The 20,786-nt window shown below is 60.1% G+C and carries 20 protein-coding genes; 12 read left to right on the top strand and 8 right to left on the bottom strand.

Annotated elements, in window-relative coordinates; translation table 11 throughout:
- Nucleotides 1–34: 34 nt before the first annotated feature.
- The 6 genes from lexA to IG616_RS05770 form a co-directional block, all read right to left on the bottom strand.
- A complete protein-coding gene (gene lexA / locus IG616_RS05795; RefSeq protein ID WP_192147175.1) occupies nucleotides 35–751 on the bottom strand; it encodes a transcriptional repressor LexA in 717 nt (238 codons plus the stop codon).
- A gap of 754 nt (nucleotides 752–1,505) precedes the next feature.
- On the bottom strand, nucleotides 1,506–3,065 hold the full coding sequence (locus tag IG616_RS05790) for a TRAP transporter large permease (protein ID WP_192147174.1): 1,560 nt from the start codon (nucleotides 3,063–3,065) through the stop codon (nucleotides 1,506–1,508).
- Nucleotides 3,062–3,595 carry a TRAP transporter small permease subunit gene (locus IG616_RS05785; protein WP_192147173.1) on the bottom strand — a complete coding sequence of 178 codons (534 nt, stop codon included), beginning with the start codon at nucleotides 3,593–3,595 and terminating at the stop codon, nucleotides 3,062–3,064. The genes IG616_RS05790 and IG616_RS05785 overlap by 4 nt, the downstream gene beginning before the upstream one ends.
- A 126-nt stretch (nucleotides 3,596–3,721) precedes the next feature.
- Nucleotides 3,722–4,018, bottom strand: coding sequence for a type II toxin-antitoxin system RelE/ParE family toxin (locus tag IG616_RS05780; protein WP_192147172.1), 297 nt, complete (start codon nucleotides 4,016–4,018; stop codon nucleotides 3,722–3,724).
- Nucleotides 4,008–4,268, bottom strand: a complete 261-nt coding sequence (locus tag IG616_RS05775) for a type II toxin-antitoxin system ParD family antitoxin (protein ID WP_192147171.1) — start codon at nucleotides 4,266–4,268, stop codon at nucleotides 4,008–4,010. Before IG616_RS05775 ends, IG616_RS05780 begins: the two co-directional genes overlap by 11 nt.
- 180 nt (nucleotides 4,269–4,448) lie before the next feature.
- Nucleotides 4,449–5,339: a LysR family transcriptional regulator gene (locus IG616_RS05770; RefSeq protein ID WP_192147170.1), complete on the bottom strand. Its 891-nt coding sequence runs from the start codon at nucleotides 5,337–5,339 to the stop codon at nucleotides 4,449–4,451.
- 218 nt (nucleotides 5,340–5,557) lie between these two features.
- On the opposite strand from IG616_RS05770, the gene IG616_RS05765 reads away from it, so the two are divergent.
- From IG616_RS05765 to IG616_RS05740, 6 genes are all read left to right on the top strand, one after another.
- Nucleotides 5,558–5,911 carry a RidA family protein gene (locus IG616_RS05765; RefSeq protein WP_192147169.1) on the top strand — a complete coding sequence of 118 codons (354 nt, stop codon included), beginning with the start codon at nucleotides 5,558–5,560 and terminating at the stop codon, nucleotides 5,909–5,911.
- Nucleotides 5,912–6,414: 503 nt separating this feature from the next.
- Nucleotides 6,415–7,140 (top strand): response regulator, encoded by a 726-nt coding sequence (locus IG616_RS05760; protein WP_192147168.1) that lies wholly within the window; start codon nucleotides 6,415–6,417, stop codon nucleotides 7,138–7,140.
- Nucleotides 7,141–7,156: 16 nt separating this feature from the next.
- The gene (locus IG616_RS05755) at nucleotides 7,157–8,353 is read left to right on the top strand and encodes an FIST N-terminal domain-containing protein (RefSeq protein ID WP_192147167.1); all 1,197 of its coding nucleotides are present in this window, start codon (nucleotides 7,157–7,159) and stop codon (nucleotides 8,351–8,353) included.
- Nucleotides 8,346–10,625 carry a hybrid sensor histidine kinase/response regulator gene (locus IG616_RS05750; protein WP_192147166.1) on the top strand — a complete coding sequence of 760 codons (2,280 nt, stop codon included), beginning with the start codon at nucleotides 8,346–8,348 and terminating at the stop codon, nucleotides 10,623–10,625. The genes IG616_RS05755 and IG616_RS05750 overlap by 8 nt, the downstream gene beginning before the upstream one ends.
- 144 nt (nucleotides 10,626–10,769) lie before the next feature.
- Nucleotides 10,770–11,507: a hypothetical protein gene (locus IG616_RS05745; protein ID WP_192147165.1), complete on the top strand. Its 738-nt coding sequence runs from the start codon at nucleotides 10,770–10,772 to the stop codon at nucleotides 11,505–11,507.
- A 125-nt stretch (nucleotides 11,508–11,632) separates the two neighbouring features.
- On the top strand, nucleotides 11,633–11,965 hold the full coding sequence (locus IG616_RS05740) for a hypothetical protein (RefSeq protein ID WP_209007318.1): 333 nt from the start codon (nucleotides 11,633–11,635) through the stop codon (nucleotides 11,963–11,965).
- An 84-nt stretch (nucleotides 11,966–12,049) separates the two neighbouring features.
- On the opposite strand, the gene IG616_RS05735 is transcribed toward IG616_RS05740, so the two are convergent.
- The gene (locus IG616_RS05735; RefSeq protein ID WP_246476122.1) at nucleotides 12,050–12,985 is read right to left on the bottom strand and encodes a quinoprotein dehydrogenase-associated SoxYZ-like carrier; all 936 of its coding nucleotides are present in this window, start codon (nucleotides 12,983–12,985) and stop codon (nucleotides 12,050–12,052) included.
- 203 nt (nucleotides 12,986–13,188) lie between these two features.
- On the opposite strand from IG616_RS05735, the gene IG616_RS05730 reads away from it, so the two are divergent.
- Nucleotides 13,189–14,289 (top strand): quinoprotein relay system zinc metallohydrolase 2, encoded by a 1,101-nt coding sequence (locus IG616_RS05730; protein WP_192147163.1) that lies wholly within the window; start codon nucleotides 13,189–13,191, stop codon nucleotides 14,287–14,289.
- Between the two features lie 18 nt (nucleotides 14,290–14,307).
- Here the strand turns inward: IG616_RS05730 and IG616_RS05725 are convergent, their stop codons facing one another.
- Entirely contained in the window at nucleotides 14,308–14,928 is a 621-nt protein-coding gene (locus IG616_RS05725; RefSeq protein WP_209007300.1) for a hypothetical protein, read from the bottom strand.
- Nucleotides 14,929–15,098: 170 nt separating this feature from the next.
- On the opposite strand from IG616_RS05725, the gene IG616_RS05720 reads away from it, so the two are divergent.
- The 5 genes from IG616_RS05720 to IG616_RS05700 all read left to right on the top strand — a co-directional run bounded on the left by IG616_RS05720 (nucleotide 15,099) and on the right by IG616_RS05700 (nucleotide 20,784).
- Nucleotides 15,099–16,211, top strand: a complete 1,113-nt coding sequence (locus tag IG616_RS05720; protein WP_192147162.1) for an S-(hydroxymethyl)glutathione dehydrogenase/class III alcohol dehydrogenase — start codon at nucleotides 15,099–15,101, stop codon at nucleotides 16,209–16,211.
- Between the two features lie 22 nt (nucleotides 16,212–16,233).
- Nucleotides 16,234–17,073 (top strand): S-formylglutathione hydrolase, encoded by an 840-nt coding sequence (gene fghA / locus IG616_RS05715; RefSeq protein WP_192147161.1) that lies wholly within the window; start codon nucleotides 16,234–16,236, stop codon nucleotides 17,071–17,073.
- Nucleotides 17,074–17,546: 473 nt separating this feature from the next.
- On the top strand, nucleotides 17,547–19,346 hold the full coding sequence (xoxF5, locus tag IG616_RS05710; protein ID WP_246476121.1) for a lanthanide-dependent methanol dehydrogenase XoxF5: 1,800 nt from the start codon (nucleotides 17,547–17,549) through the stop codon (nucleotides 19,344–19,346).
- A 69-nt stretch (nucleotides 19,347–19,415) separates the two neighbouring features.
- Nucleotides 19,416–19,940 (top strand): c-type cytochrome, methanol metabolism-related, encoded by a 525-nt coding sequence (locus tag IG616_RS05705; RefSeq protein ID WP_192147160.1) that lies wholly within the window; start codon nucleotides 19,416–19,418, stop codon nucleotides 19,938–19,940.
- 58 nt (nucleotides 19,941–19,998) lie between these two features.
- Entirely contained in the window at nucleotides 19,999–20,784 is a 786-nt protein-coding gene (locus tag IG616_RS05700) for a substrate-binding domain-containing protein (protein ID WP_192147253.1), read from the top strand.
- The last annotated feature ends 2 nt before the right edge of the window (nucleotides 20,785–20,786 follow it).

The following is a 20,786-nucleotide window of genomic DNA, read 5'->3' as shown; positions in this document are numbered from 1 at the left end:
CAACTGCCCGGTACAGAGGATCAGTATTGGCGGATCAGTATTGGCGGAACAGGGCGACGAGACGGCCCTGAACGCGCACACGGCCGGGACCGAATATGCGGGTTTCATAGGCCGGGTTGGCAGCTTCCAGGGCGATGGAGGCCCCTTTCTTGCGCAGGCGCTTCAAGGTGGCTTCCTCGCCATCGACCAGCGCCACGACGATATCGCCGCTGTCGGCGGTGTCCGTGCGGCGGATCAGAACCGTGTCCCCATCCAGAATACCGGCCTCGATCATGGAATCGCCGCGCACTTCAAGGGCGTAGTGCTCGCCCTTGCCGATGAGTTCCGGCGGAACGGTGATGGAATGGCTGTGGGTCTGGATCGCCTCGATCGGAACACCGGCGGCAATGCGGCCCATGACTGGAATCTCAACACCCGAGGACACCTCGACCGGCGGCGGGGGCGGTGTCTTGGCAGGCGCCTTGCCAAGATCCCCTTCGATGACCTCAGGAGAGAAGGAGCCGCGGGCGGGCGGTGTGGCAAGGCCAGGGGCAATGGAGTCCGGCAGGCGGATCACTTCCATCGCGCGGGCCCGGTTCGGCAGGCGCTTGATGAAGCCACGCTCTTCCAGGGCGGTGATCAACCGGTGAATGCCGGACTTGGATCTGAGATCGAGCGCGTCCTTCATTTCATCAAAGGACGGCGGCACGCCGGTTTCCTTTAATCTCTCATGAATGAACATCAGCAGTTCGTATTGCTTGCGCGTCAGCATGCCCGGTGATCTCCACTGCGGCGATAGTACAAATCAGGAACGTACCATACCTGTTCACAGTGTGTTCTACAAGCGTTAAGGGTTTCTTTCGAGTGTTCGCCTTTGGTCCCAGTGGTGGCGAACTGACCGAGAGGGAGCGGAGAACACGGAAAACGGCGGCGGGGCAGAGGAAAAACCGGGCGTTTGCCGCCAAACAGAGACGCTCTGGTGCCTTGATCAAGATACCAGCGCCGCCAAGCCCTTGGCCGCGCCGTTTTCAGCCTGGATCCGAAAACAGATCAGCTGCCCGGCAAGACGGCAAGGTGGGATTGGGGACTCGATTTTGGAGCATTGTGAGCTGCCCAAAATGATAGCCTTTCCGGGCAAACAATGGCCATAACAATGCCCCTGCCAGGAGCCGTTCCGCCGGAAATCTACGCTGTGGGCAGTCCGCGTAAGATTTAGCCGCCGCGCGCTTCCTTTTGCAGCTAATAGCTGCATAACGCGCAGCTGTCACGGAAGCGACTTTGCGCCGCATTAACTGCGGATGTCCGTTTCGCTAGTTTCTAAAGCCGAAACAGCCATCGCCCAACGATAGCCACCGCCAATCTGCACTCTTCGCGGAGGATAGATGTCCGGTCTCGGGGCCTCGCGCTGCGTGGCTGCAGATCTGGCTCAAGATCATCAAAACTGCGAGGTCCCGCTAATTCGCGGATAGGACCGCGAGGACTTTGCCCACCTCCTGCTCCCGCACCACAAATGGCAGCTTGGATGCCTAGCCGTAAAGCAGCTTGGGCAGAAAGGTGGCGAGGCCGGGGAAGAGGGCGACGAGGCCGAGGGCGGCCATTTGCAGCAGGATGAAGGGCAGGATGCCGGCGTAGATCGCGGAGGTTTTCAGTTCCGGCGGGGCGACCTTGCGGAAATAGAACAGGGCATAGCCGAAGGGCGGTGTCAGGAAGCTCATCTGCAGGTTCATGCTGATCAGGATCGCGAACCAGACGGGATCGATACCGGCGGCCATCAACGGCGGCCCGGCGACCGGCACGACGATGAAGATGATCTCGACGTATTCGATGATGAAGCCGAGCAGGAAGATGACCGCCATGACGGCGAGAAGCGCGGTGCCGCTTCCTCCGGGCAACCCCTGCAGTAAATCCTCCACCATCCGGTCGCCCTCAAGACCGCGGAACACCAGCGACAGCATGGCCGCTCCCAGAACGATCAGGATCATCATTGTGACCATCCGGGCCGTGTCGCGGGAGACCGCCAGAAGATCGCCCCGGCGCAGTTCCTGCCAGACCGCGAGACTGATGCCCGCGCACAGAATGGCGAAGGCGGAAGCGCCAAGGCCGAACAGCCGGGGCATGGCGCCAGAGCCGCCATGGAATTTCAGAAGAACAAGGGCCACGGCGGCTGGGATCGCCGACTGAAGCAAATGTCTTTGCCAGCGGGCCTGTCCGCCCCGGTCGAGCGCCACCATGATCAGTGCACCGGCAGCCCCCAGTGCCGCGCTTTCGGTAGCCGTTGCCACGCCGCCGAGAATGGAGCCGAGGACCAGCAGGATCAAAACCAGCGGAAGCAGCAGGGGCTTGAGGTTTGCCGGGCCTGAAACAGGGCCTTCCTGCTGGGTTGAAAGGGTTTGCCGCGGCACCGGCGGGCAGGTTTCAGGGTTCAGCCAGGCATTGACCGCCGTATAAGCCAGATAGAACAGCACCAGCACGAGCCCGGGCAGGATCGCTCCGGCAAAGACTGCGCCAGTGGACACCGGTTCGGGTGAAAAGGCGCCTGCCGCCCTTTGCCCGGCCTGATAGGCGTTGGAGACCTGATCGGTCAGCAGGATCAGCAGGATCGACGGTGGAATGATCTGGCCGAGAGACCCCGACGCGCAGATGACGCCTGCGGACAGGCGCGGCGAATAGCCCGCATCCGACATGGCGGGCAGGGCGATCAGCCCGAGCATGAAGATGGTGGCACCGATAACCCCGGTGGAGGCGGCGAGCAGCGCCCCGACAATGATCACCGCATAGGCGATGCCGCCCCGGCGCTCGCCAAAAAGAGCCCCTGCCGCCAGCATCATCCGCTTTGCCATGTCCGAGCGTTCCAGGAGCCCGCCCATCAGCACGAACAGCGGCAGGGCCATGAAGATGGGATTGACCAGGACACCGAAGGCCCGCGCGGGAAAGGCGGCAAGAAAGGCCATGTCGAAATGGCCAAGCATGGCACCGAGGCAGGCCGTCAGAACCGGCGCGCCCAAAAGGACGAAACCCACCGGCGCGCCGGAGAGAATGCCGCCGGTCAAAAGCACGCCGAGAAAGATCAGGAGCGCGCTGCTCATGGCGCTTCCCGCCGGTAGGGACGCCGCTTGAGGCCAAGGACGAGCGCGGTCAGGGCGAGGCTGGCGAAGAAGGCGGTCATGGCCCCCTTCAGCAGGAAATAGCCGGGCAGTCCGCCCACGCTTGGCGAGGCTTCCAGCACCTTGAAGGAGCTGATGGTTTCCGGCAGCGACACCCAGGTGGCCCATGCCATGGCCGGAAAAAGCAGAAACAGAAGAGCAATGCGGTCGGCAAGGGCCCGGTGCTGATCACTCCATCTGGCGTAGAACACATCCACCCGCACGCTGCCGTCAGCGATCAGGAGAGCCGGGGCCGGGGCAATGGTTGCCAGAAAGAACAGGTAGGTGAGAAGATCCAGGGCCCAGGGTGTGCCATAGGAAAAGACATAGCGCAGCGCCACGACCAGGACCTGAAACAGAAGCAGCGCGATCAGAAGGGCGGCTGCCACGCTCTCAAGAGCGCCGGAAAGCCGGGCAAAGCGGCCTTTGGCGCATTGAACAGAGGGGGGCTGGTCCGGAAGCTGGTCGGTCATGGGCGGAAGATCCGGAAACGATGTGTTCAGAGGCGGGGATCAGGCAGCTAAGCGGTGCAGAGGTTCCTCCGCGGTCATCATCAGGTCTGCCGGTGGACGGGGCAGGACAGAGTGGATCGCGTCTGGCTAGTCTGCCGGGCTCTCCTGCCAATCTTCGCGGCCGTGGCGAACGCGGACGATCAGTACATCACCTTCCTCATCAATCAAGTAAATGACGATATGTGACCTGAACGGATGAATACGGACGGGCGGGTCAATCTCGTGCCGGTGGCGGGCAATTTGCGGATTGTCAGCCAGCAGCTCGAATGTTGTTTCCATCTCCGCATGATATTTTTCAGCTTGGGCAAGACCGAAGGCGGCAACACCTTCGATATAGATGTTTGCAATATCTTCAGCCGCTTTCCGGGACAGTTTATATGTCATCTGAAGAGCGGGCGGTTCCTGTCTGCGCGCGGACAGCCATCAAAATATCGGTCATCGACCGATCGCTTATGCCGCTTTCAAGTCCTTCGGCCACCAGCTTCTGCAGAGCCGAAATCTTGTCAGCACGTTCCTGATCGCGGCGGATCAGATCGCGGACATAATCGCTCGCGTTTGCGTAACGCCCTGTTGCCGTTTGTGCTTCCACCCAGTCCTTCATCGGATCGGGCAAGGACACATTCATTGTTGCCATGGCTCTATCTCCTTCTCATTAGGATGACAGAAATTGGCAAAGACTGTCAACTTACATTAAGGTTTGCAGGTGCTTGTTTTAGTGCGGCCAAGAAGACACGAACCAATACCGTCTATCCGCGGTGATTTCCCACCGGCTTGCAAACTGCTCGATCAATGAGAGAAGGGTTTGAACGGCGTCTTAACTCTCCGCCCTCGGCAGATGTGACAGGAACGCTTCCACAGCTGCGACCTTGGCCATATCCGGCAGGCAGACCGCATAATGGGCCGCGGCCAGATTGGAGTCGGGAATTGGAATGCCCTTGAAAGGATCTGCGGGAGAAAGCTCCACGTCCAGAACCACCCCGAAACCCAGGCCGCTTGCGATCATGGCGCAGATGGATTCCCAGGAGCCGAGAGACAGAATCGTTTCCGGCTCAACACCGGCAACTGTTGCCGCTGCCTCAAAGATCTGGCGCGTGCCCGAAGATTTTTCCCGCTGGATCAGGGGCAGGCCCGCCACAGTCTTCCAGTCGAGAAACGGCTGCAGCGCAAGGTCATGGTCCGTTGGCACGGCCAGAACGACTTTGGTGGCGCACAGCTTCAAGCCAGACAGGCCGGTTGGCAGCGCGCGGGCGGTGATGAAAGCGACGTCGATCTTGCCGGCCTCCAGCATGATCAGGAGATCGGCACTCGCCGCCGACAGCGCCTCAATGGAGATCCCCGGATAGTCATTCATGAAAGCGGAGATTTGAGGGATGGCAAGCTGGAAGGCGGAGTAGCCGATCCGCAGCTGCCCCTTGCTGCCCTGGCTCTGGTCCAGAAGCTCAGCCTCAAGGTCATTGGCAAGGCTCAGCAAGGCCCTGATCCGCGGCAGTAAGGCCGAGAGAGCGGGAGAGGGCCGGGCACTATGCCCATCACGGACAATCAAACGGGCCTTGAACCGGTTTTCAAGCGCCTGGATGTGATTGGAGACGGACGGTTGCGCGATGCCCAGCGCCTTTGCGGCCAGGGAAAAGCTGGAGGTCTCAACAACCGCATTGAGAGCCTGCAACTGGGCCAATGTCAGCCTTGAGCGGGGTCTGTCAGCCATGACTGCCTGTTTCCGGTGAGTGGGATCGTCCTGCTGCTGGTAGCACTTGTGGCCCCGTTTGGGGAAGGCGGGCAGCGCTTGGGGAGGGTCTGGTCCGGTTCCCGGGCGGCTTGAAAAGACAAAATCCCGATGGCGTTCTCTTGCCGCCAAGGCTATCAAGCCGGACTGAGGCGTGTCTGGCCAGACGGGTCAGACCTCCCGACAGGAAAGGATTCCCAATGACTGAAATCACCCGTCTCGACAAGGGCCCGCGCATGAGCCAGGCCGTGATCCATGGCGGCCTGGTCTGGCTGGCAGGCCAGGTCGGAGCGCCGGGCGAAAGCGTGACCGAGCAGACCAAGGCCGTGCTGGCGAACATTGACGCTCTTCTGGCCCGCGCCGGTACCGACAAATCCCGTCTGCTGAACGCCACCATCTGGCTGGCCGATATGGGCGATTTTGCCGAGATGAATGCTGTTTGGGACGCCTGGGTCGATCCGCAGAACGCTCCGGCCCGTGCAACCGGCGAATCCGCTCTGGCAACGCCGGACTATAAGGTCGAGATCATTGTGGTCGCGGCCTTGAAGGACTGATCCGAAAAGATCATCGAAAGCGGGCGGCGGGAAACGCCGCCGTCCGCAACAGGCATGGCACTGGCGGGAAGGTGAATTGGTAAGCCGAAGGCCCCGGCGGGTCCTCCTGCAAGATTCCTGGAAAACACTTCCCGGAAGTTTCCTGATCCGAAGTCTTCGCAGGAATGCATGTGCGGCAGACTGGCGGCATGATCAGGGGGGACAAAAAATCCCACAATTGCTGCGATTGCGAATTTCTTTCCCCATCCAAAGTGGAATTATGCCGCGGTTTTTTGTGCCTGTCTTGATATCTGTTTGTTTTGTATTCGAAAAGTTATTTGCTTCCGGACTTTGATGCCATCTCGCATTAGCGCTGTTTTTCTTGTGCGCTGCAAGAGGTGCTAATTCAAAGGTATTATATTCCGTGCAATTATCGCGCGCGTCTATAGTTGTCTCAATGGTTTGTCTTGATCGTTGCCTTTCTGGCTTGCTACTCTCCTTGATCTCTAGGGAGGAGACGTCGGATGAGCACAAAAGGCGATCCGCAAGACCAGCTTGTGATCAAGTCCATTCTGGTCATTGATGACCATCCACTTTATTGCGATGCGCTGGCCGCGACGCTGGAGAAACTGTTCCGCTCGCGTTCTGTGAAAACCGCCACATCCCTGAAGGAAGGGCTGCGGCTGGTGGGAACACGGTTCCAGCCTGATCTTGTCATGCTTGACCTCAAGCTGCCTGACGTGACGGGGCTGAGCGGCTTCCTGAAGGTCCGCAGTAAACTGCCAGACGTGCCGGTGCTGGTGATTTCGGCGGAATCATCAGACGAGACCATTAGCGCACTGCTGTCCGCAGGAGCCGCGGGGTTCATTCCCAAGGACGCGACCCACAAAATCCTGCAGCAGGCGCTGCTGGATGTGAGGGAAGGGCGCAGGTTCCTGCCGCCAGGGTTTACCCCGTCGAAGCGCACCACGGCCCAGGAAATGACGTCCCAGCAGGTGGCTCACAAGATTGCGGAACTGACCCCTCAGCAGAACCGCATCATGAAGCTGATCTGCGCTGGCAAGCCCAACAAGCAGATCGCCTATGAGCTGTCTCTGGCCGAGGCGACGGTCAAGGCGCACATCACGGCTCTGTTGCGGCGTCTTGGGGTCAACAACCGCACCCAGGCGGCGGTCCTTGTCCGCAGCGCCAGCCTTTCGGCGGGGCTTCCTGCCATGTCGGAGTCCGACGCCCGTGCGTTGCTGAGCTAGTAAAGCTGGTATGAACATGAACCTCTTTCCTCCGGGGCTGCCGCGCTCCGGCAACACCGGCCAGGGCGCTGCGCCGGAAACGGTGCAGGTAGGGGTTTCCTATGCCGTAACGGCGGCAGAGGCGGTGGCTGAAGCCGCATCTGGCATGGATGCTCTTGCCGCTTGTTTCCTGCTTGTGTTTGTACCGGACAGTCTGGATCCGCGGGATGTCGCTGCAGAATTTGCCCTCCAGCTGCCCCGGACTACCGTGTTCGGGTGCAGCACCGCCGGTCAGATCACGTGCAAGGGCTACGAGAGTTCAGCCCTGTTTGTCATTGCCTTTCCAAAGAAGCATTTCCGTTGCTCGTCGGCGCTGTTCAAGCCGTTGAAGCCGGTCTCGATCGAGAAGGCTGCCAATCAGGCCCGGTGCCTGTCCGCTCGCTTCCGGCCAACGGCAAATTGGAAAAGGGTCGCGCTGGTCTTCGCGGATGGCCTCTCCAAACAGGAAGATCTTCTCGTCTCTGCCCTGGAAGCGGGCCTTGCCAATATTCCGGTCTTTGGCGGATCTGCCGGGCACGGTCTGGCCTTTGATGAGACCTTTGTTCTGCACGGAGGTGCAGCCCATACGAATGCCGGGCTGCTGCTTCTGCTGGAAACCAACCTGGAGTTCTGCGGGCTTGGCTTTGATCACTTCGTGCCGACACCGATCCGGATGGTCGTGACGCGGTCTGTTCCTGAGGAGCGGCTGGTTCTGGAGATCAATGGCGCGCCTGCGGCCAGGGAATACGCCCGTTGCGTCGGCCGCAAGATCGAGGACCTGTCACCTAAGATCTTTGCGGAAAATCCGGTGCTCGTGCGCAACGGCAACAGCTGGCATGTACGGGCGATCCAGCAGGTGGAAGAGGGCGGAGGCCTGTGGTTCTTTTCAGCCATCGACGACGGTCTTGTCCTGACCCTCGGCCAGGGCACGGAAATCCTCTCGATGCTGGATAGCGGCCTGCGCCAGGCGTCCTCGATGGGACGGGAGCCTGATTTCATTCTCGGCTTCGATTGTTTCCTGCGCAAGCTTGAGATCGAGCTGAATGATCTGGTGGAGGATGCCTCTCAGATCTTGCGCAAGCACAGTGTGCTGGGCTTCAATACCTATGGCGAGCAGCACCTGGGCGTGCATGTGAACCAGACCTTTGTCGGAGTAGCTTTCTACCCGCCGGTTTCAGGAGGGGGTCTTGATTGATCCGCAGGAGCCACTTGAAGTTCAGATAGAGCGGCAGGCGAAGATCATCGATGCTCTGATCCAACGGGCCACGCGCGAAGATGATATCGGCGGCTCGGCCTATTCCCTGTTCCAGTCTGCCATCGCTCTGCAAGGGGAAGTCTGGGAGAAAAACCGGGAACTGGAACGGGCGCTGGATACGCTTGGACGGGCAAGCAATCAACTCCGGATCGCCGAGTTTGCCCGGGAACAGACACAGCGCAATCTGGCCGATGCGATGGAGGCGATGGAAGGCGGCTTTGCGCTGTTTTCCGATTCAGAACTTGAGATCTGCAATGACCAGTTCAAGCATCTGGTACCTGACCTCACCGATATGATCGTGCCCGGCCTCCGGATTGAAGAGTATCTCGGGGCTCTCTATCAGAGCAAGGATGTGATCTGGGATCCCTCTGCAGGAGGCCCGGCTGCGACACGGGGAATGGGTGTTGAGCGGGCGGATGGATCCATCGTGCCGCCTGTATTCGGGTTGCGCGGCGACCGCTGGTTCCAGATCACGCACAAGCGGGCGAGCGAGCGCAAGATGGTGCTCCTTTCCACGGAGATCACCAGCGTCGTCCGTCAGAACCGCTTTGAAAAGGACCGGCTGATTGACGAGCAGACCCGCTTCGTTCAGGCTGCCTTCGATCACATGACCCAGGGGGTCTGCACCTTCTCCGCACAGGGATCTCTTCTCATCCACAATGACCGTTTCAGGGAATTGTTGCGTTTGCCAGTGCAGCTGGTCCGGAAGGGAACAGCCGTTGCACAGATCCTGGACTTCATTTTCCGCAACAATATGCTGTCGAGCATTGTCGAGCCCCTGGAATTAAGAGCTTGGGAGGAGCAAATCAAATCCGGCCAGGGTTTGAGAAGGCAATTCCGGCATCTCAGCGGCGAAACGCTGGATATTCAAATCCATGCGCTGCCCGACAAGGGCTACATCATGAACGTCATGGATATCACCGCCGAGATCCATACGACCCATATCCTGGAACAGAGAGTGAAGGAGCGCACCCTGGCACTTACGCGCGCCAACGAGAGGCTGAAGCGTAAGAATGAAGAGCAGGCGCGTGTTGATGAGCAACTGCGGATCGCGAAGGAGCAGGCGGAAGACGCGATGCGTTCCAAGACCCGGTTTTTTGCTGCGGCCAGTCATGATCTGCTTCAGCCCATCAATGCGGCTAAGCTCCTGATTTCAAATCTTTCCGAATATGCCGGAGATCTGCAGATCGGGGATACTGTCAAACGGCTTGACCGCTCATTCGTCTCCATCGAGAGCCTCTTGCAGGCGCTTCTGGATATCTCGCGGCTGGATTCGACTGGCACGGAAATGTCGATCGGGAACTTCTGCCTCGGGGACCTCCTGACGGGAGCACGGGAAGCCTATGCGGGACTGGCGGAGGAAAAGGGCCTTCGTCTCGATGTCGTTACAAGCAGCCTTTGGGTGCGCAGCGACCAGCGGTATCTAAGCCGGTCGATCCAGAATCTCGTCGTCAATGCCATTCAGTACACTTCGAGAGGCCGGGTGCTGGTTGGCTGCCGCCGCAGGGGGGACAAGGTTGTTCTGGAGGTCTGGGACACAGGGATCGGCATTTCCAAGAAGGATCAGCGCCGCGTCTTTTCCGAATTTACCCGCGTCACGTCCGACGGTGCCGGCTTCGGCATGGGGCTGGGCCTGTCGATCGTCGACCGGGCTTGCCGCCGTCTCGGGCATCCCGTGTCCGTGCGGTCAAAGCCCGGTATCGGCTCAGTTTTCTCGATCACCTTGCCGATGGTGGTTCAGGAAAAACCGGATGCTTGCTGCGATCTTGATCAGAGTGATTCACCTGCGGAGGACCTGGATCTCATTGTCTTGATTGTCGAGAACAATCCGGATGTTCTCTTTGCCACCACGCGAAAGGTCGAAAGCTGGGGCGCCAGCGTCTTGACCGCGTCCTCCACAGCAGAGGCCCTGGCGCAGGTCAGTGAACTGGGGATGGCGCCGGATATCATCCTGGCCGACTATCAGCTCGACGGTGATGATAGTGGCATCAAGACTATTTTGTCGCTGCGCCGGGAAACCGGCGCCCACATTCCCGCAATCATGATCACCGCGAGCCGTGAGGAAACGCTTGCCGCAGACAGCAAACGGCATGATTTCACCATTCTCACCAAACCGGTGCAACTCTCGCGCCTGAGGCCGCTGATCGACTGGAAAACCAGCAAAGCCTCCCAGAGGGGCGAAGAGGAAGAGGACGAGGAAGAGTCCGCTTGACCTGCATCTGGCCTGCAACGCCGACCTTTGTCTGCGGTGACAGAAGGACCAGCGGGGATAGGCTCGGAACTGGGCAGACAGGCGATGGCTTGCAAGGGGGAGGCCTTGCCGCCGTGCCAGATGCATCTGGGAGGATTTGCTATCATGCGCCGTGTGACGCGCCAACTTCTGGCCGGTCTCGCCGGTCTTTCCCTGGTTCTTGGGGTCATGGCCGGGCCGCTTCAGGCCGGGTCCAGTGATAAAGTCAAGGACACCACCACTTATGACCTGATCTTCAAGGAAGGGACGCTCGACGGCCTGGACCGGAATGTCATGCTGACTTATAGCAAGCAGGCGGAGGCCAAGGGGCGGCCCGACATCGGTGAAAAGACTTCCGGCACCATCCGTCTGGCTTTCGCGCCGGACAATATGGCCGAGCTGCGCTTTGCTTCCAAGGGAGAGGAGAGCGGCCGGTTCCGGACGCTGGCAGAGTTCCCTGCATCCGTGGGCAATCCACTGATCCTCTATTTCGTCGAGACTGTTGTGCGTGACATGGCAGCGACAGCTGGCGGCAGCCCCTATTATATCCGCAACAGGGTCAAGGCCTCCCTCCTGGAGACCGTGCCGGTTGAGACGGCAAGCCAGTCCTATCAGGGGAAGGATATCGACGTTCAGAAACTGACCCTGAGGCCTTTCAAGTCGGATCCCAACCGGGACCGGATGCAGGGGTTCGCAGATCTGGCCCTGACGGTGACGGTCTCAAAGGACGTGCCAGGCTGGTATCTGGACCTTTCCGCCACAGCACCTGCAACCGGAGGGGAAGAGCCGGTCTATAGCATGGTCCTGCATCTGGAGGGCGAGGGCGTCTCTGATACCCCCGTGAAACAGGAGGCAACGCAATGAGGGTTCTCCGCAAACTAGGTCTTCCGGCCGGGCATTCTGCCCGGCGGAGCTATTCTGCTAGGGGGAGCTTCTACACGGCAGCTTGGACGCGAAGGGTGCTGGGCGCTGGGCTCGTCTCCCTCGTGATGCTTCACACACCCGCCGTCTTGGCTGCGGGGCCCAAACCGTCCGTCGCGGATCAACTGAATGACTATCCAACCGAAGCGCGGGCAGACTACGTCTTCGGCTGCATGGCGACCAACGGGCAAAGCAGTGATGTGCTGCGCCGCTGTTCCTGCTCCATCGATGTGATCGCGTCCATCCTGCCCTATGACAAATACGTGGAGGCAGCGACGGTGCTTTCCATGCGCCAGACCGGAGGCGAACGCATGGCAATCTTCTCCCAGGCTGCAAGCGCGAAGGAACTGGTCGCCAACCTGCGGCGCGCTCAGGCCGAAGCGGATATCGTCTGTTTTTGAGTTTCTGTCCGTCAGCCGGTTCTGGCGGACACGAGTGCCGAGCGGTCTGGTGCGGAACCCGGGTTTAGCCCCGGTGCCTTGGCGTTATCCTTCAACCTGCTTGGGCAGTGTCTTCTCCCAGCTGTTGCCTTCCGTATCTTCCACATGGACCTTCAGGTCAGGTGAGCCGTTGTCGGTGTAGCTGAACCGGAAAACCGGGTTCTCGCTGATCGAAATGCCGCCCTCCATGGAGAACAGCAAGTCGTCGCCCTGATAGACGTCCAGCTTGTCGATGAAATGGGCGGCGATGAAGAGCTGGGTGATCTGATCCCTCTGCAGTCCCGAGTAGTTCGGGTGCCGGATCATGACCTGGGTTTCCCGCCGCTGTCCCTCTGGTGTGGACATGGCTGCGGCCGTTCCGGCCTGCGGGAAGTTGCGGACGCGGATTTCGCCCATCGTCGACAAGGCAAGCTGCGGATCGCGTGTCGCAGGCGCGGAACATCCGCCGGACGCCTTGACGAAACGGCCGGTCATCACCGGTCCCTGTTCCGTATCGGCAACAAGGCGCACATTGGAATACTGGTTGACCCGCACCCTGAGCTCCATGTCCAGAGGATGCATGGCGGCGCCGAAGGTCAAGGTGGCAGCAACCGGCGCAGGATTCTCGTCGATGATCAGCTTGGCGGACAGAATACGCGGGGCGGCAGCGCTGGGCTGGGACAGCACGATGGGAACTGTTGCTGCATCATTGGCACGGTAGGGGGCGCCGACCGAAATGATACCACTGCCGTCTGCCGGAGCCTGGTCTCCCAGGATATCCGCCTTCAGATCCTCCCAGGTGCTGCCGGGTTGAAGAGGTGGCGCTGCGGGCTCCTGTTTGGCGGCAGGGATGGCTGATAATTTGCCGGCGGCAGGTGTCTTCGTCTCAGCCAGCGCCAGGCCGGACGCAGCCATGAGGGCTGGCACAATGACCGCAGCAGCGGCAGCCCGCATGAGAGGCGGTTTGGCAGCGCGGAGGATCGCGGACGATGATCTGGACATGAGAATTCTCCCCTGGCGGGGGCAGACCCCACGGGGACAGAGCCTGCCCTTTGCCAGCCAATGCATGCATTTTAAGCACTGAAGTCTACGCCCAAGTTGACGCTACGGGAATACAGCCTTCCGGATATGTTGCCTGTGCTGCCCCGGAGCGGGAAGTTGGGATCCGAACAGGCAGGATGCGCAAGGACGGGAGCTAGGCGGCCATGTTTGAGATTGTGGTGATGCTCTGCCTTGCCTCTATGCCTGCAAACGGCCCGTCCGCCCCGGCAAAAGCGGAAGAACCGGTCTGCAGACAGGTTCTGTTGCCCGGCCATGAGGCCCTCGATCTCAAGGCCTGTGAGACTGCTGCCCGTGCGTTGGAGCTTCCATCCATCTGGCCGGAGGGCATCTTTGCGGAAGGCCGTCAGGAGGTCCGGGGGGAACCTGTCTGTGCCCCTTTGGGCAAAGCGCTTGATGTGACGGAAATTTCTCCCGGTGTTTTCGTTCATGAGGGAGCTATTGCTGAACCTGGACCGGGCAACGCTGGTGATGTGTCCAACAGCGGTTTTGTAATCGGGAAGAGCTCGGTCGCGGTGATTGATTCCGGTGGTTCCCGGCAGGCTGGCGAACAGCTTTACCGCGCCCTGCGGCAACATACGGACTTGCCGGTCAGTCATCTGATTCTGACGCATATGCATCCCGACCATGTTCTGGGCGCGTCCGTGTTCCGGGAGGCTGGCGCCCGCGTGGTCGGCCATCCTGGCCTCGCCCGGGCGTTTGAGGACCGGGCCGGATCCTATCTTGCCTCTTTCGGGCGTTTGACTGGCGATCCTGCTTTCATTGGAACGCGGGTGATCCTGCCCGATGAAGCGGCACTTGATTCTCTGCCGGACATCGATCTGGGGGGGATGAAGCTCCAGCTGAAAGCCTGGCCTCTGGCGCATAGCCCCACTGACCTGACCGTTCTGGAGAGTGCGTCCGGAACGCTTTTCACCGGCGATCTGTTGTTCGACCGTCACGCGCCTGCGCTGGATGGATCGCTCAAGGGCTGGCTGCAGGCTCTGGATGAGCTGGCGGGGGAACCCGTCTCTGTCCTCGTGCCGGGCCATGGTGGTCCGGTGTTGAGGTCTCCGGGAGGGATTGAGCCCTTGCACCGGTATCTGGACGTGCTTGCCAGTGACACCCGGAAGGCCATTGCGGCAGGGGAACCCTTGAGCACAGCTGCCCAGCACATTGGCGGCAGCGAGGCGCCCAACTGGGCGCTCTTCGACCTCTACAATCCGCGCAATGCAACGGCGGCCTATTCCGAGCTGGAATGGGAATAGGCTGCCAAAGCAGTGCAATCAGTTGGCTGCCGGCTCCTGAAGCAATTTCGACAGGGCATAGAGGCGCTTTTCCAGAAGAACAGGTGTTTCACAGACATAGGTCAGCGATTTGGTGCGGTCCGTATAGACGCGCTCGTCCCAGTCGATCTGAACTTCGAGCTTGTCGACCGCGTCATAATCCGGTTCGGGCTTTGCCATCAAGGCCGACATTTCCGTGCGTGCCTTTTCGATTCGCTCCGACAAGGCGATCTGTTTCTTCGAATAGCGCTCGATCCCCGACATAATCCGGCTGCGGTCACCGGAGAGTTTCTGGAACACAGTCAGAAAGATCTGGGTCATGAGCGCTTCATCCGCATCCGGATGGGCAAGGCGGAAAGCATCAACAAGGGGGGCTGCCTCCTCAACGGAGATCCGGCGCAGGGCCAGCTTTTCCGCCAGCGTTTTCGCGTCCTCACTCAGCTTGCCACTTGGTTCTGTCTGGATAAGTCCAGGCCACATCAGGCCAGGCGACAAACGCTCGACCTTGCGCTGCTGGCAGGGCCAGCCGGGATCAGAAAAGTCAGCAGCGTGAACGCCTTGCGGTATGACCGCGCCAAAGAGGGCGGCGGCGGTCAGAGCATTGAGGAGCATGCGCGCCATTGTCATTAACCTCCCGTGACTGGCTGAAGGGATTTTGAACCGGGTGAGCACGGGGCAAAACCCACACCAAGGTCGCAATTGTCCGCTTTGACCCCGCTCTTATAGTCGGAAGAACAGATCTGCTGCACCGGATTACGTAGCGGCGGACGGAGGAAACCCGGAGTTTTTTGATGCAGACGAGAGCGGCTTTGGCGGTTGGGGCGGGCAAGCCCCTTGAGGTGACGACGGTCAATCTTGAAGGTCCGAAGGCCTTTGAGGTTCTGGTCGAGATCAAGGCGACGGGCGTTTGCCACACGGACGAGTTCACGCTGTCTGGAGCGGATCCGGAAGGCCTGTTCCCGGCGATCCTGGGCCATGAAGGCGCGGGCGTTGTGGTCGAGGTTGGCCCGGGCGTGACCAGTCTGAAGCCGGGCGACCACGTGATCCCGCTTTATACGCCCGAGTGCCGCCAGTGCGAATACTGCCTCAACCCGAAGACCAACCTGTGCCAGTCGATCCGCTCGACGCAAGGGCAGGGCCTGATGCCGGATGGCACGCCGCGGTTCTCGACGCTGGATGGGGATCCGATCCTGCATTACATGGGCACCTCGACCTTCTCCAATTTCACGGTGGTGCCCGAGATTGCACTGGCGAAGATCCGCGAAGATGCGCCGTTCGACAAGGTCTGCTACATCGGCTGCGGCGTGACGACGGGCATTGGCGCGGTGATCAACACGGCCAAGGTGGAGATCGGCTCCAAGGCGATCGTCTTTGGTCTGGGCGGCATTGGCCTGAATGTTCTCCAGGGCCTGCGGCTTGCAGGCGCGGATATGATCGTCGGCGTGGATCTCAACCCGTCGAAGGTTCCGATGGCGGAACGGTTCGGCATGACCCATTTCGTCAATCCTGCCGAAGTGGAGGGCGATCTGGTTGCCTATCTGGTCAACCTGACCAAGGGCGGTGCGGATTACACCTTTGATGCCACGGGCAATGTGAAGGTGATGCGCACGGCGCTTGAATGCGCGCACAAGGGCTGGGGCGAATCGATCATCATCGGGGTTGCGCCTGCGGGGGCGGAGATCTCGACCCGTCCGTTCCAGCTGGTGACGGGCCGGTCCTGGCGCGGCACGGCCTTTGGCGGCGCGCGCGGGCGCACGGATGTGCCGAAGATCGTCGACTGGTACATGGATGGCAAGATCGAGATCGATCCGATGATCACCCACACCATGCCGCTCGACGACATCAACAAGGCCTTCGACCTCATGCATGCCGGCGAATCCATCCGCTCCGTCGTCATTTACTGACGCTTTTGGAGGGGCAAGAGCAATGGATGTTGTCTCGGAGAACAGGTGTTTCGGCGGTGTTCAGACCGTCTACAAGCACCGGTCGGCCACCTGCGGCGTGGATATGACTTTCGCGGTCTATCTTCCGCCCGACGCAGAAGAGGGTCCTGTGCCGGTGCTCTGGTACCTGTCGGGCCTGACCTGCACCCATGAGAACGCCATGACCAAGGGCGGGTTTCAGGAGCATGCAGCGGAATATGGCCTGGCGCTGGTGTTTCCTGATACCAGCCCGCGCGGTGAAGAGGTTGCCAACGACGAGGCCTATGATCTGGGGCAGGGCGCGGGATTCTATGTGAATGCCACGCAGGCTCCCTGGAAACCGCATTTCCGCATGTATGACTATGTGGTCGATGAACTGCGGCAAGAGCTGCCAAAGGTTCAGCCTTTCAGCGGTGCCCATGGCATTACAGGGCATTCGATGGGCGGGCACGGGGCTTTGACGATTGCCCTGCGCAATCCCGGGCTTTTCCACTCGTTGTCTGCCTTCGCACCGATCGCCAATCCAACCCAGTCAGACTGGGGGCGAAAACAGTTTTCGGCCTATCTGGGCGATGACGAGGCGGTCTGGGCGGATTATGACGCGACGATCCTCCTGGGTGAGAAGGGCTGGAAGGGCGACATCCTGATCGATCAGGGAACGAGCGACCAATTCATCGACCTGTTGCGTCCACAGGCGCTGGCAGAGGCGATGGCCAGCCGCCGCCAGCCGGGTGTCGTGCGTCTGCAGGAGGGCTACGATCATAGCTATTTCTTCGTGTCCACGTTTGCCGGAGATCATGTCCGCTGGCACGCTGAACGGCTCCATAACGCTGGCCGCGCCTAGTAGAGGAAGGGTATCTATCAGAAAATGCCTACCTACCTAAGTTGGTCTTTTCGCCGTTCTGCCGCACAGGCAGAGTGGAACCGCCGCAAGGGCAGAGTTGCCGGCTCGAACGGGTGCAGCGTCAAGAGCCAGACAGGCACCTGGAGCAAGACTGAGGGGATGAACGCAGATTGGTCATGAACCTGGTCAAAGCTGCTGATGATCTCCTTCAGGCGATGTCCTGACAGGGAAGCTGACGGGATCCTGGACACTCCGGATCCAATCGCTGCGGTCTTTTAGATTTTACGCTGGTGCAATGAGGGGCCTGGCGTCAACCGGAAGAGGGAGGAACGAGCCGAAGGACTGCAACGGGCTTTGGAATGCTGGTTCCGCGTGGCGCTTGATCCGGGAGAGAGTGTGGATCCGTCAGGGGGGCTTCTGAGCGCATTCCGACAGCTGTTTTTCAAACCGTCTTATCACCATGGGAGGTGGAGATGAAAAGGTTACTGACCGCCGTAGGTATGCTGGCCCTGTGCGCTGGCAATGCAATGGCAGATGCCGAATTGCAGAAGATGATGGATGACCCGAACCAGTGGGTGATCCAGACCGGCGATTACAAGAACCAGCGCTATTCCAAGCTGGATCAGATCACCAAGGACAATGTGAAGGATCTCCAGGTCGCCTGGACCTTCTCCACCGGTGTTCTGCGCGGCCATGAAGGCTCGCCGCTGGTGATTGGTGACGTGATGTACGTCCATACCCCGTTCCCGAACATCGTCTATGCGCTTGACCTCAAGAACGATGGCAAGATCCTCTGGAAATATGAGCCCAAGCAGGATCCGAACGTCATTCCGGTGATGTGCTGCGACACGGTCAACCGTGGTCTGGCCTTTGCCGACGGCAAGATCTTCCTGCATCAGGCTGACACCAAGCTGGTCGCGCTGGATGCCAAGACCGGCGCAGAGGTCTGGAGCGTGGTGAACGGCGACCCGTCCAAGGGCGAAACCAACACCGCGACCGTCATGCCGGTCAAGGACAAGGTCATCGTCGGGATTTCCGGTGGTGAATTCGGTGTGCGCGGTTCTGTGACCGCCTACAACATCAAGGACGGCTCCAAAGCCTGGCGGGCTTATTCCATGGGTCCGGACGAGGACATCCTGGTTGATCCGGAAAAGACCACCCACCTGGGCAAGCCGGTCGGCAAGGATTCCGGTACCAACACCTGGGAAGGCGACCAGTGGAAGATTGGCGGCGGCACCACCTGGGGCTGGTATTCCTATGATGCGGAAGAAAACCTGATCTATTACGGAACAGGGAACCCCTCCACCTGGAACCCGGCACAGCGCCCGGGCGACAACCGCTGGTCCATGACCATCATGGCCCGCGACGCGGATACCGGTGTGGCCAAATGGTTCTACCAGATGACCCCGCACGACGAGTGGGACTATGACGGCATCAATGAAATGATCCTTACGGAGCAGGAAATTGATGGCAAGACCCGCAAGCTGCTGACCCACTTCGACCGGAACGGCTTCGGCTATACGCTTGACCGCGTGAGCGGTGAGCTTCTTGTTGCAGAGAAATACGACCCGGCAGTGAACTGGGCAACCGAAGTTGTTATGGACCCGAACTCGGATCAGTATGGCCGTCCACAGGTGGTGGCTGAATACTCCACCGAGCAGAATGGTGAGGACGTCAACTCCACCGGCATCTGCCCGGCGGCACTTGGCTCCAAGGACCAGCAGCCGGCATCCTACTCGCCGGAAACGGAACTGTTCTACGTGCCGACCAACCACGTCTGCATGGACTATGAACCGTTCCGCGTCAGCTACACGGCGGGTCAGCCCTATGTGGGCGCAACCCTTGCCATGTATCCGGCTCCGGACAGCCATGGCGGCATGGGCAACTTCATTGCCTGGGACGGCAAGAAGGGTGAGATCAAGTGGTCGATCCCCGAGCAGTTCTCTGTCTGGTCCGGCGCTCTGGCAACGGCTGGCGGCGTGGTCTTCTACGGCACCCTGGAGGGCTATCTGAAGGCTGTGGACGCCAATACGGGTGACGAGCTTTACCGCTTCAAGACCCCGTCAGGCATCATCGGCAACGTGATGACCTACACCTCTGACGGCAAGCAGTATGTGGCGATCCTTTCGGGTGTCGGCGGCTGGGCCGGGATCGGCCTTGCAGCCGGTCTGACCAACCCGAACGACGGTCTGGGCGCCGTGGGCGGTTATGCCGCTCTCAGTGACTACACCGCTCTGGGTGGCCAGCTGACGGTCTTCAAGCTCCCGAACTAAGCGGGCTTCCCTACGGGGCAGACTGGCGCGGGCTTCTGCGCCAGTCTTTCATCCAGAGAAGGAAATTCAATGCGAAATTCGGTATTGCTGCTCGCAATGGGGATGCTGCTGGCAACCGGGCAGCCGGGTCTTGCGGATGATGCAGAGCTGATCAAGAACACCAAGGCGGATCATGAGGAAAATGGCCGCTGGTACACGTCCGACGATATCCCGACCTATAAGATTGCCGAGGACGGCACTGTAGACTGGCCGACATTCTCAGGCTTCCGCCGCTACAATGCGGAATGCTTCCAGTGTCATGGTCCAGACGGCGCGGGCGGTTCCTATGCTCCGGCTCTTGCGACGTCCGTCATGAATATCGACTACTACAAGTTTTACGAAACGGTGGTGAACGGTAAGCAGGAGGTGAATGCAGCCCAGAACCTGGTCATGCCGGCGCTCGGCGAGAACAAGAACGTCATGTGCTATCTCGACGATATCTACTCCTACCTTCGTGCCCGCGGCACAGGTGATCTGGGACGCGGACGCCCGGCTAAGAAGGAGAAGAAATCTGAAGCCTTTACCGAGAACGAAAATGCCTGCATGGGCGAATAGAGAAACTGGCAAAAGGCTTGTCCGGGCCGGAGGGCTGGCGTTGGCCCTCCTTTCCGGAATGGCCGCCGGTGCCTTGGCGCAGACCTCGGATCTTGTGTCCCGTACAGCCTTGCGGGTCTGCGCGGATCCCGCCAACCTGCCCATGTCGAATGAGGCGGGGGAAGGTTATGAAAACAAGCTGGCGGAGCTGATTGCGGACCGGCTTGGCCTGCCGGTGGAATACACCTGGTATCCGATGGCGACCGGGTTCATCCGCAACACGCTCAGGGCAAACCGGTGCGATCTGGTGATGGGCTATGCCCAGGGCCACGAAATGGTGCTCAACACCAATCATTACATGACCTCCTCTTATACGCTGATTGTTCCGGAGACCGGCCCTCTTGCGGCTGTCACCGCCCTGGCGGATCCTGCCCTGAAGGGCAAGACGATCGGGATTATCGCAGGCTCGCCGCCGGCAACGCACATGGCCCGAAACGGTCTGATGATGAAGGCAAGGCCCTATCATCTCGTGGTCGACAGGCGGTTTGAATCACCTGCCGTCGACATGCTCAAGGATCTCAAGACTGGGGAACTCGACGCGGCCATTCTCTGGGGACCGATTGGCGGTCCCCTGGTGAAGCAAGGCTATCCGGGGTTCAAGGTCATTCCGCTGACCCAGGAGACCCTGCCGCCGCGTCTGTTCTATCGGATCACCATGGGCGTGCGGCAAGGCGAGAAGGTCTGGGAGCGTAAGCTCAATTCCCTGATCCGGCGCAACAAGGCGCAGATCAACCAGATCCTGCAGGAGGCGGGCGTTCCCTTGCTCAACGACATGGGGACCGGCCCGCTGGAGGCGACGAACTGATA

It is taken from the genome of Roseibium litorale, from assembly GCF_014842915.1.
Taxonomy (GTDB): domain Bacteria; phylum Pseudomonadota; class Alphaproteobacteria; order Rhizobiales; family Stappiaceae; genus Roseibium; species Roseibium litorale.
Note: the sequence above shows the minus strand (reverse complement) of the source record. Positions and strands in the feature narration are given on the sequence as shown.

Excerpts from the sequence above, each read along its gene's own strand:
- lexA (WP_192147175.1), bottom strand. The coding sequence starts at position 751 with ATGCTGACGCGCAAGCAATACGAACTGCTGATGTTCATTCATGAGAGA.
- IG616_RS05790 (WP_192147174.1), bottom strand. The coding sequence starts at position 3,065 with ATGAGCAGCGCGCTCCTGATCTTTCTCGGCGTGCTTTTGACCGGCGGC.
- IG616_RS05785 (WP_192147173.1), bottom strand. The coding sequence starts at position 3,595 with ATGACCGACCAGCTTCCGGACCAGCCCCCCTCTGTTCAATGCGCCAAA.
- IG616_RS05780 (WP_192147172.1), bottom strand. The coding sequence starts at position 4,018 with ATGACATATAAACTGTCCCGGAAAGCGGCTGAAGATATTGCAAACATC.
- IG616_RS05775 (WP_192147171.1), bottom strand. The coding sequence starts at position 4,268 with ATGGCAACAATGAATGTGTCCTTGCCCGATCCGATGAAGGACTGGGTG.
- IG616_RS05770 (WP_192147170.1), bottom strand. The coding sequence starts at position 5,339 with ATGGCTGACAGACCCCGCTCAAGGCTGACATTGGCCCAGTTGCAGGCT.
- IG616_RS05765 (WP_192147169.1), top strand. The coding sequence starts at position 5,558 with ATGACTGAAATCACCCGTCTCGACAAGGGCCCGCGCATGAGCCAGGCC.
- IG616_RS05760 (WP_192147168.1), top strand. The coding sequence starts at position 6,415 with ATGAGCACAAAAGGCGATCCGCAAGACCAGCTTGTGATCAAGTCCATT.
- IG616_RS05755 (WP_192147167.1), top strand. The coding sequence starts at position 7,157 with ATGAACCTCTTTCCTCCGGGGCTGCCGCGCTCCGGCAACACCGGCCAG.
- IG616_RS05745 (WP_192147165.1), top strand. The coding sequence starts at position 10,770 with ATGCGCCGTGTGACGCGCCAACTTCTGGCCGGTCTCGCCGGTCTTTCC.
- IG616_RS05740 (WP_209007318.1), top strand. The coding sequence starts at position 11,633 with ATGCTTCACACACCCGCCGTCTTGGCTGCGGGGCCCAAACCGTCCGTC.
- IG616_RS05735 (WP_246476122.1), bottom strand. The coding sequence starts at position 12,985 with ATGTCCAGATCATCGTCCGCGATCCTCCGCGCTGCCAAACCGCCTCTC.
- IG616_RS05730 (WP_192147163.1), top strand. The coding sequence starts at position 13,189 with ATGTTTGAGATTGTGGTGATGCTCTGCCTTGCCTCTATGCCTGCAAAC.
- IG616_RS05725 (WP_209007300.1), bottom strand. The coding sequence starts at position 14,928 with ATGGCGCGCATGCTCCTCAATGCTCTGACCGCCGCCGCCCTCTTTGGC.
- IG616_RS05720 (WP_192147162.1), top strand. The coding sequence starts at position 15,099 with ATGCAGACGAGAGCGGCTTTGGCGGTTGGGGCGGGCAAGCCCCTTGAG.
- fghA (WP_192147161.1), top strand. The coding sequence starts at position 16,234 with ATGGATGTTGTCTCGGAGAACAGGTGTTTCGGCGGTGTTCAGACCGTC.
- xoxF5 (WP_246476121.1), top strand. The coding sequence starts at position 17,547 with ATGAAAAGGTTACTGACCGCCGTAGGTATGCTGGCCCTGTGCGCTGGC.
- IG616_RS05705 (WP_192147160.1), top strand. The coding sequence starts at position 19,416 with ATGCGAAATTCGGTATTGCTGCTCGCAATGGGGATGCTGCTGGCAACC.
- IG616_RS05700 (WP_192147253.1), top strand. The coding sequence starts at position 19,999 with ATGGCCGCCGGTGCCTTGGCGCAGACCTCGGATCTTGTGTCCCGTACA.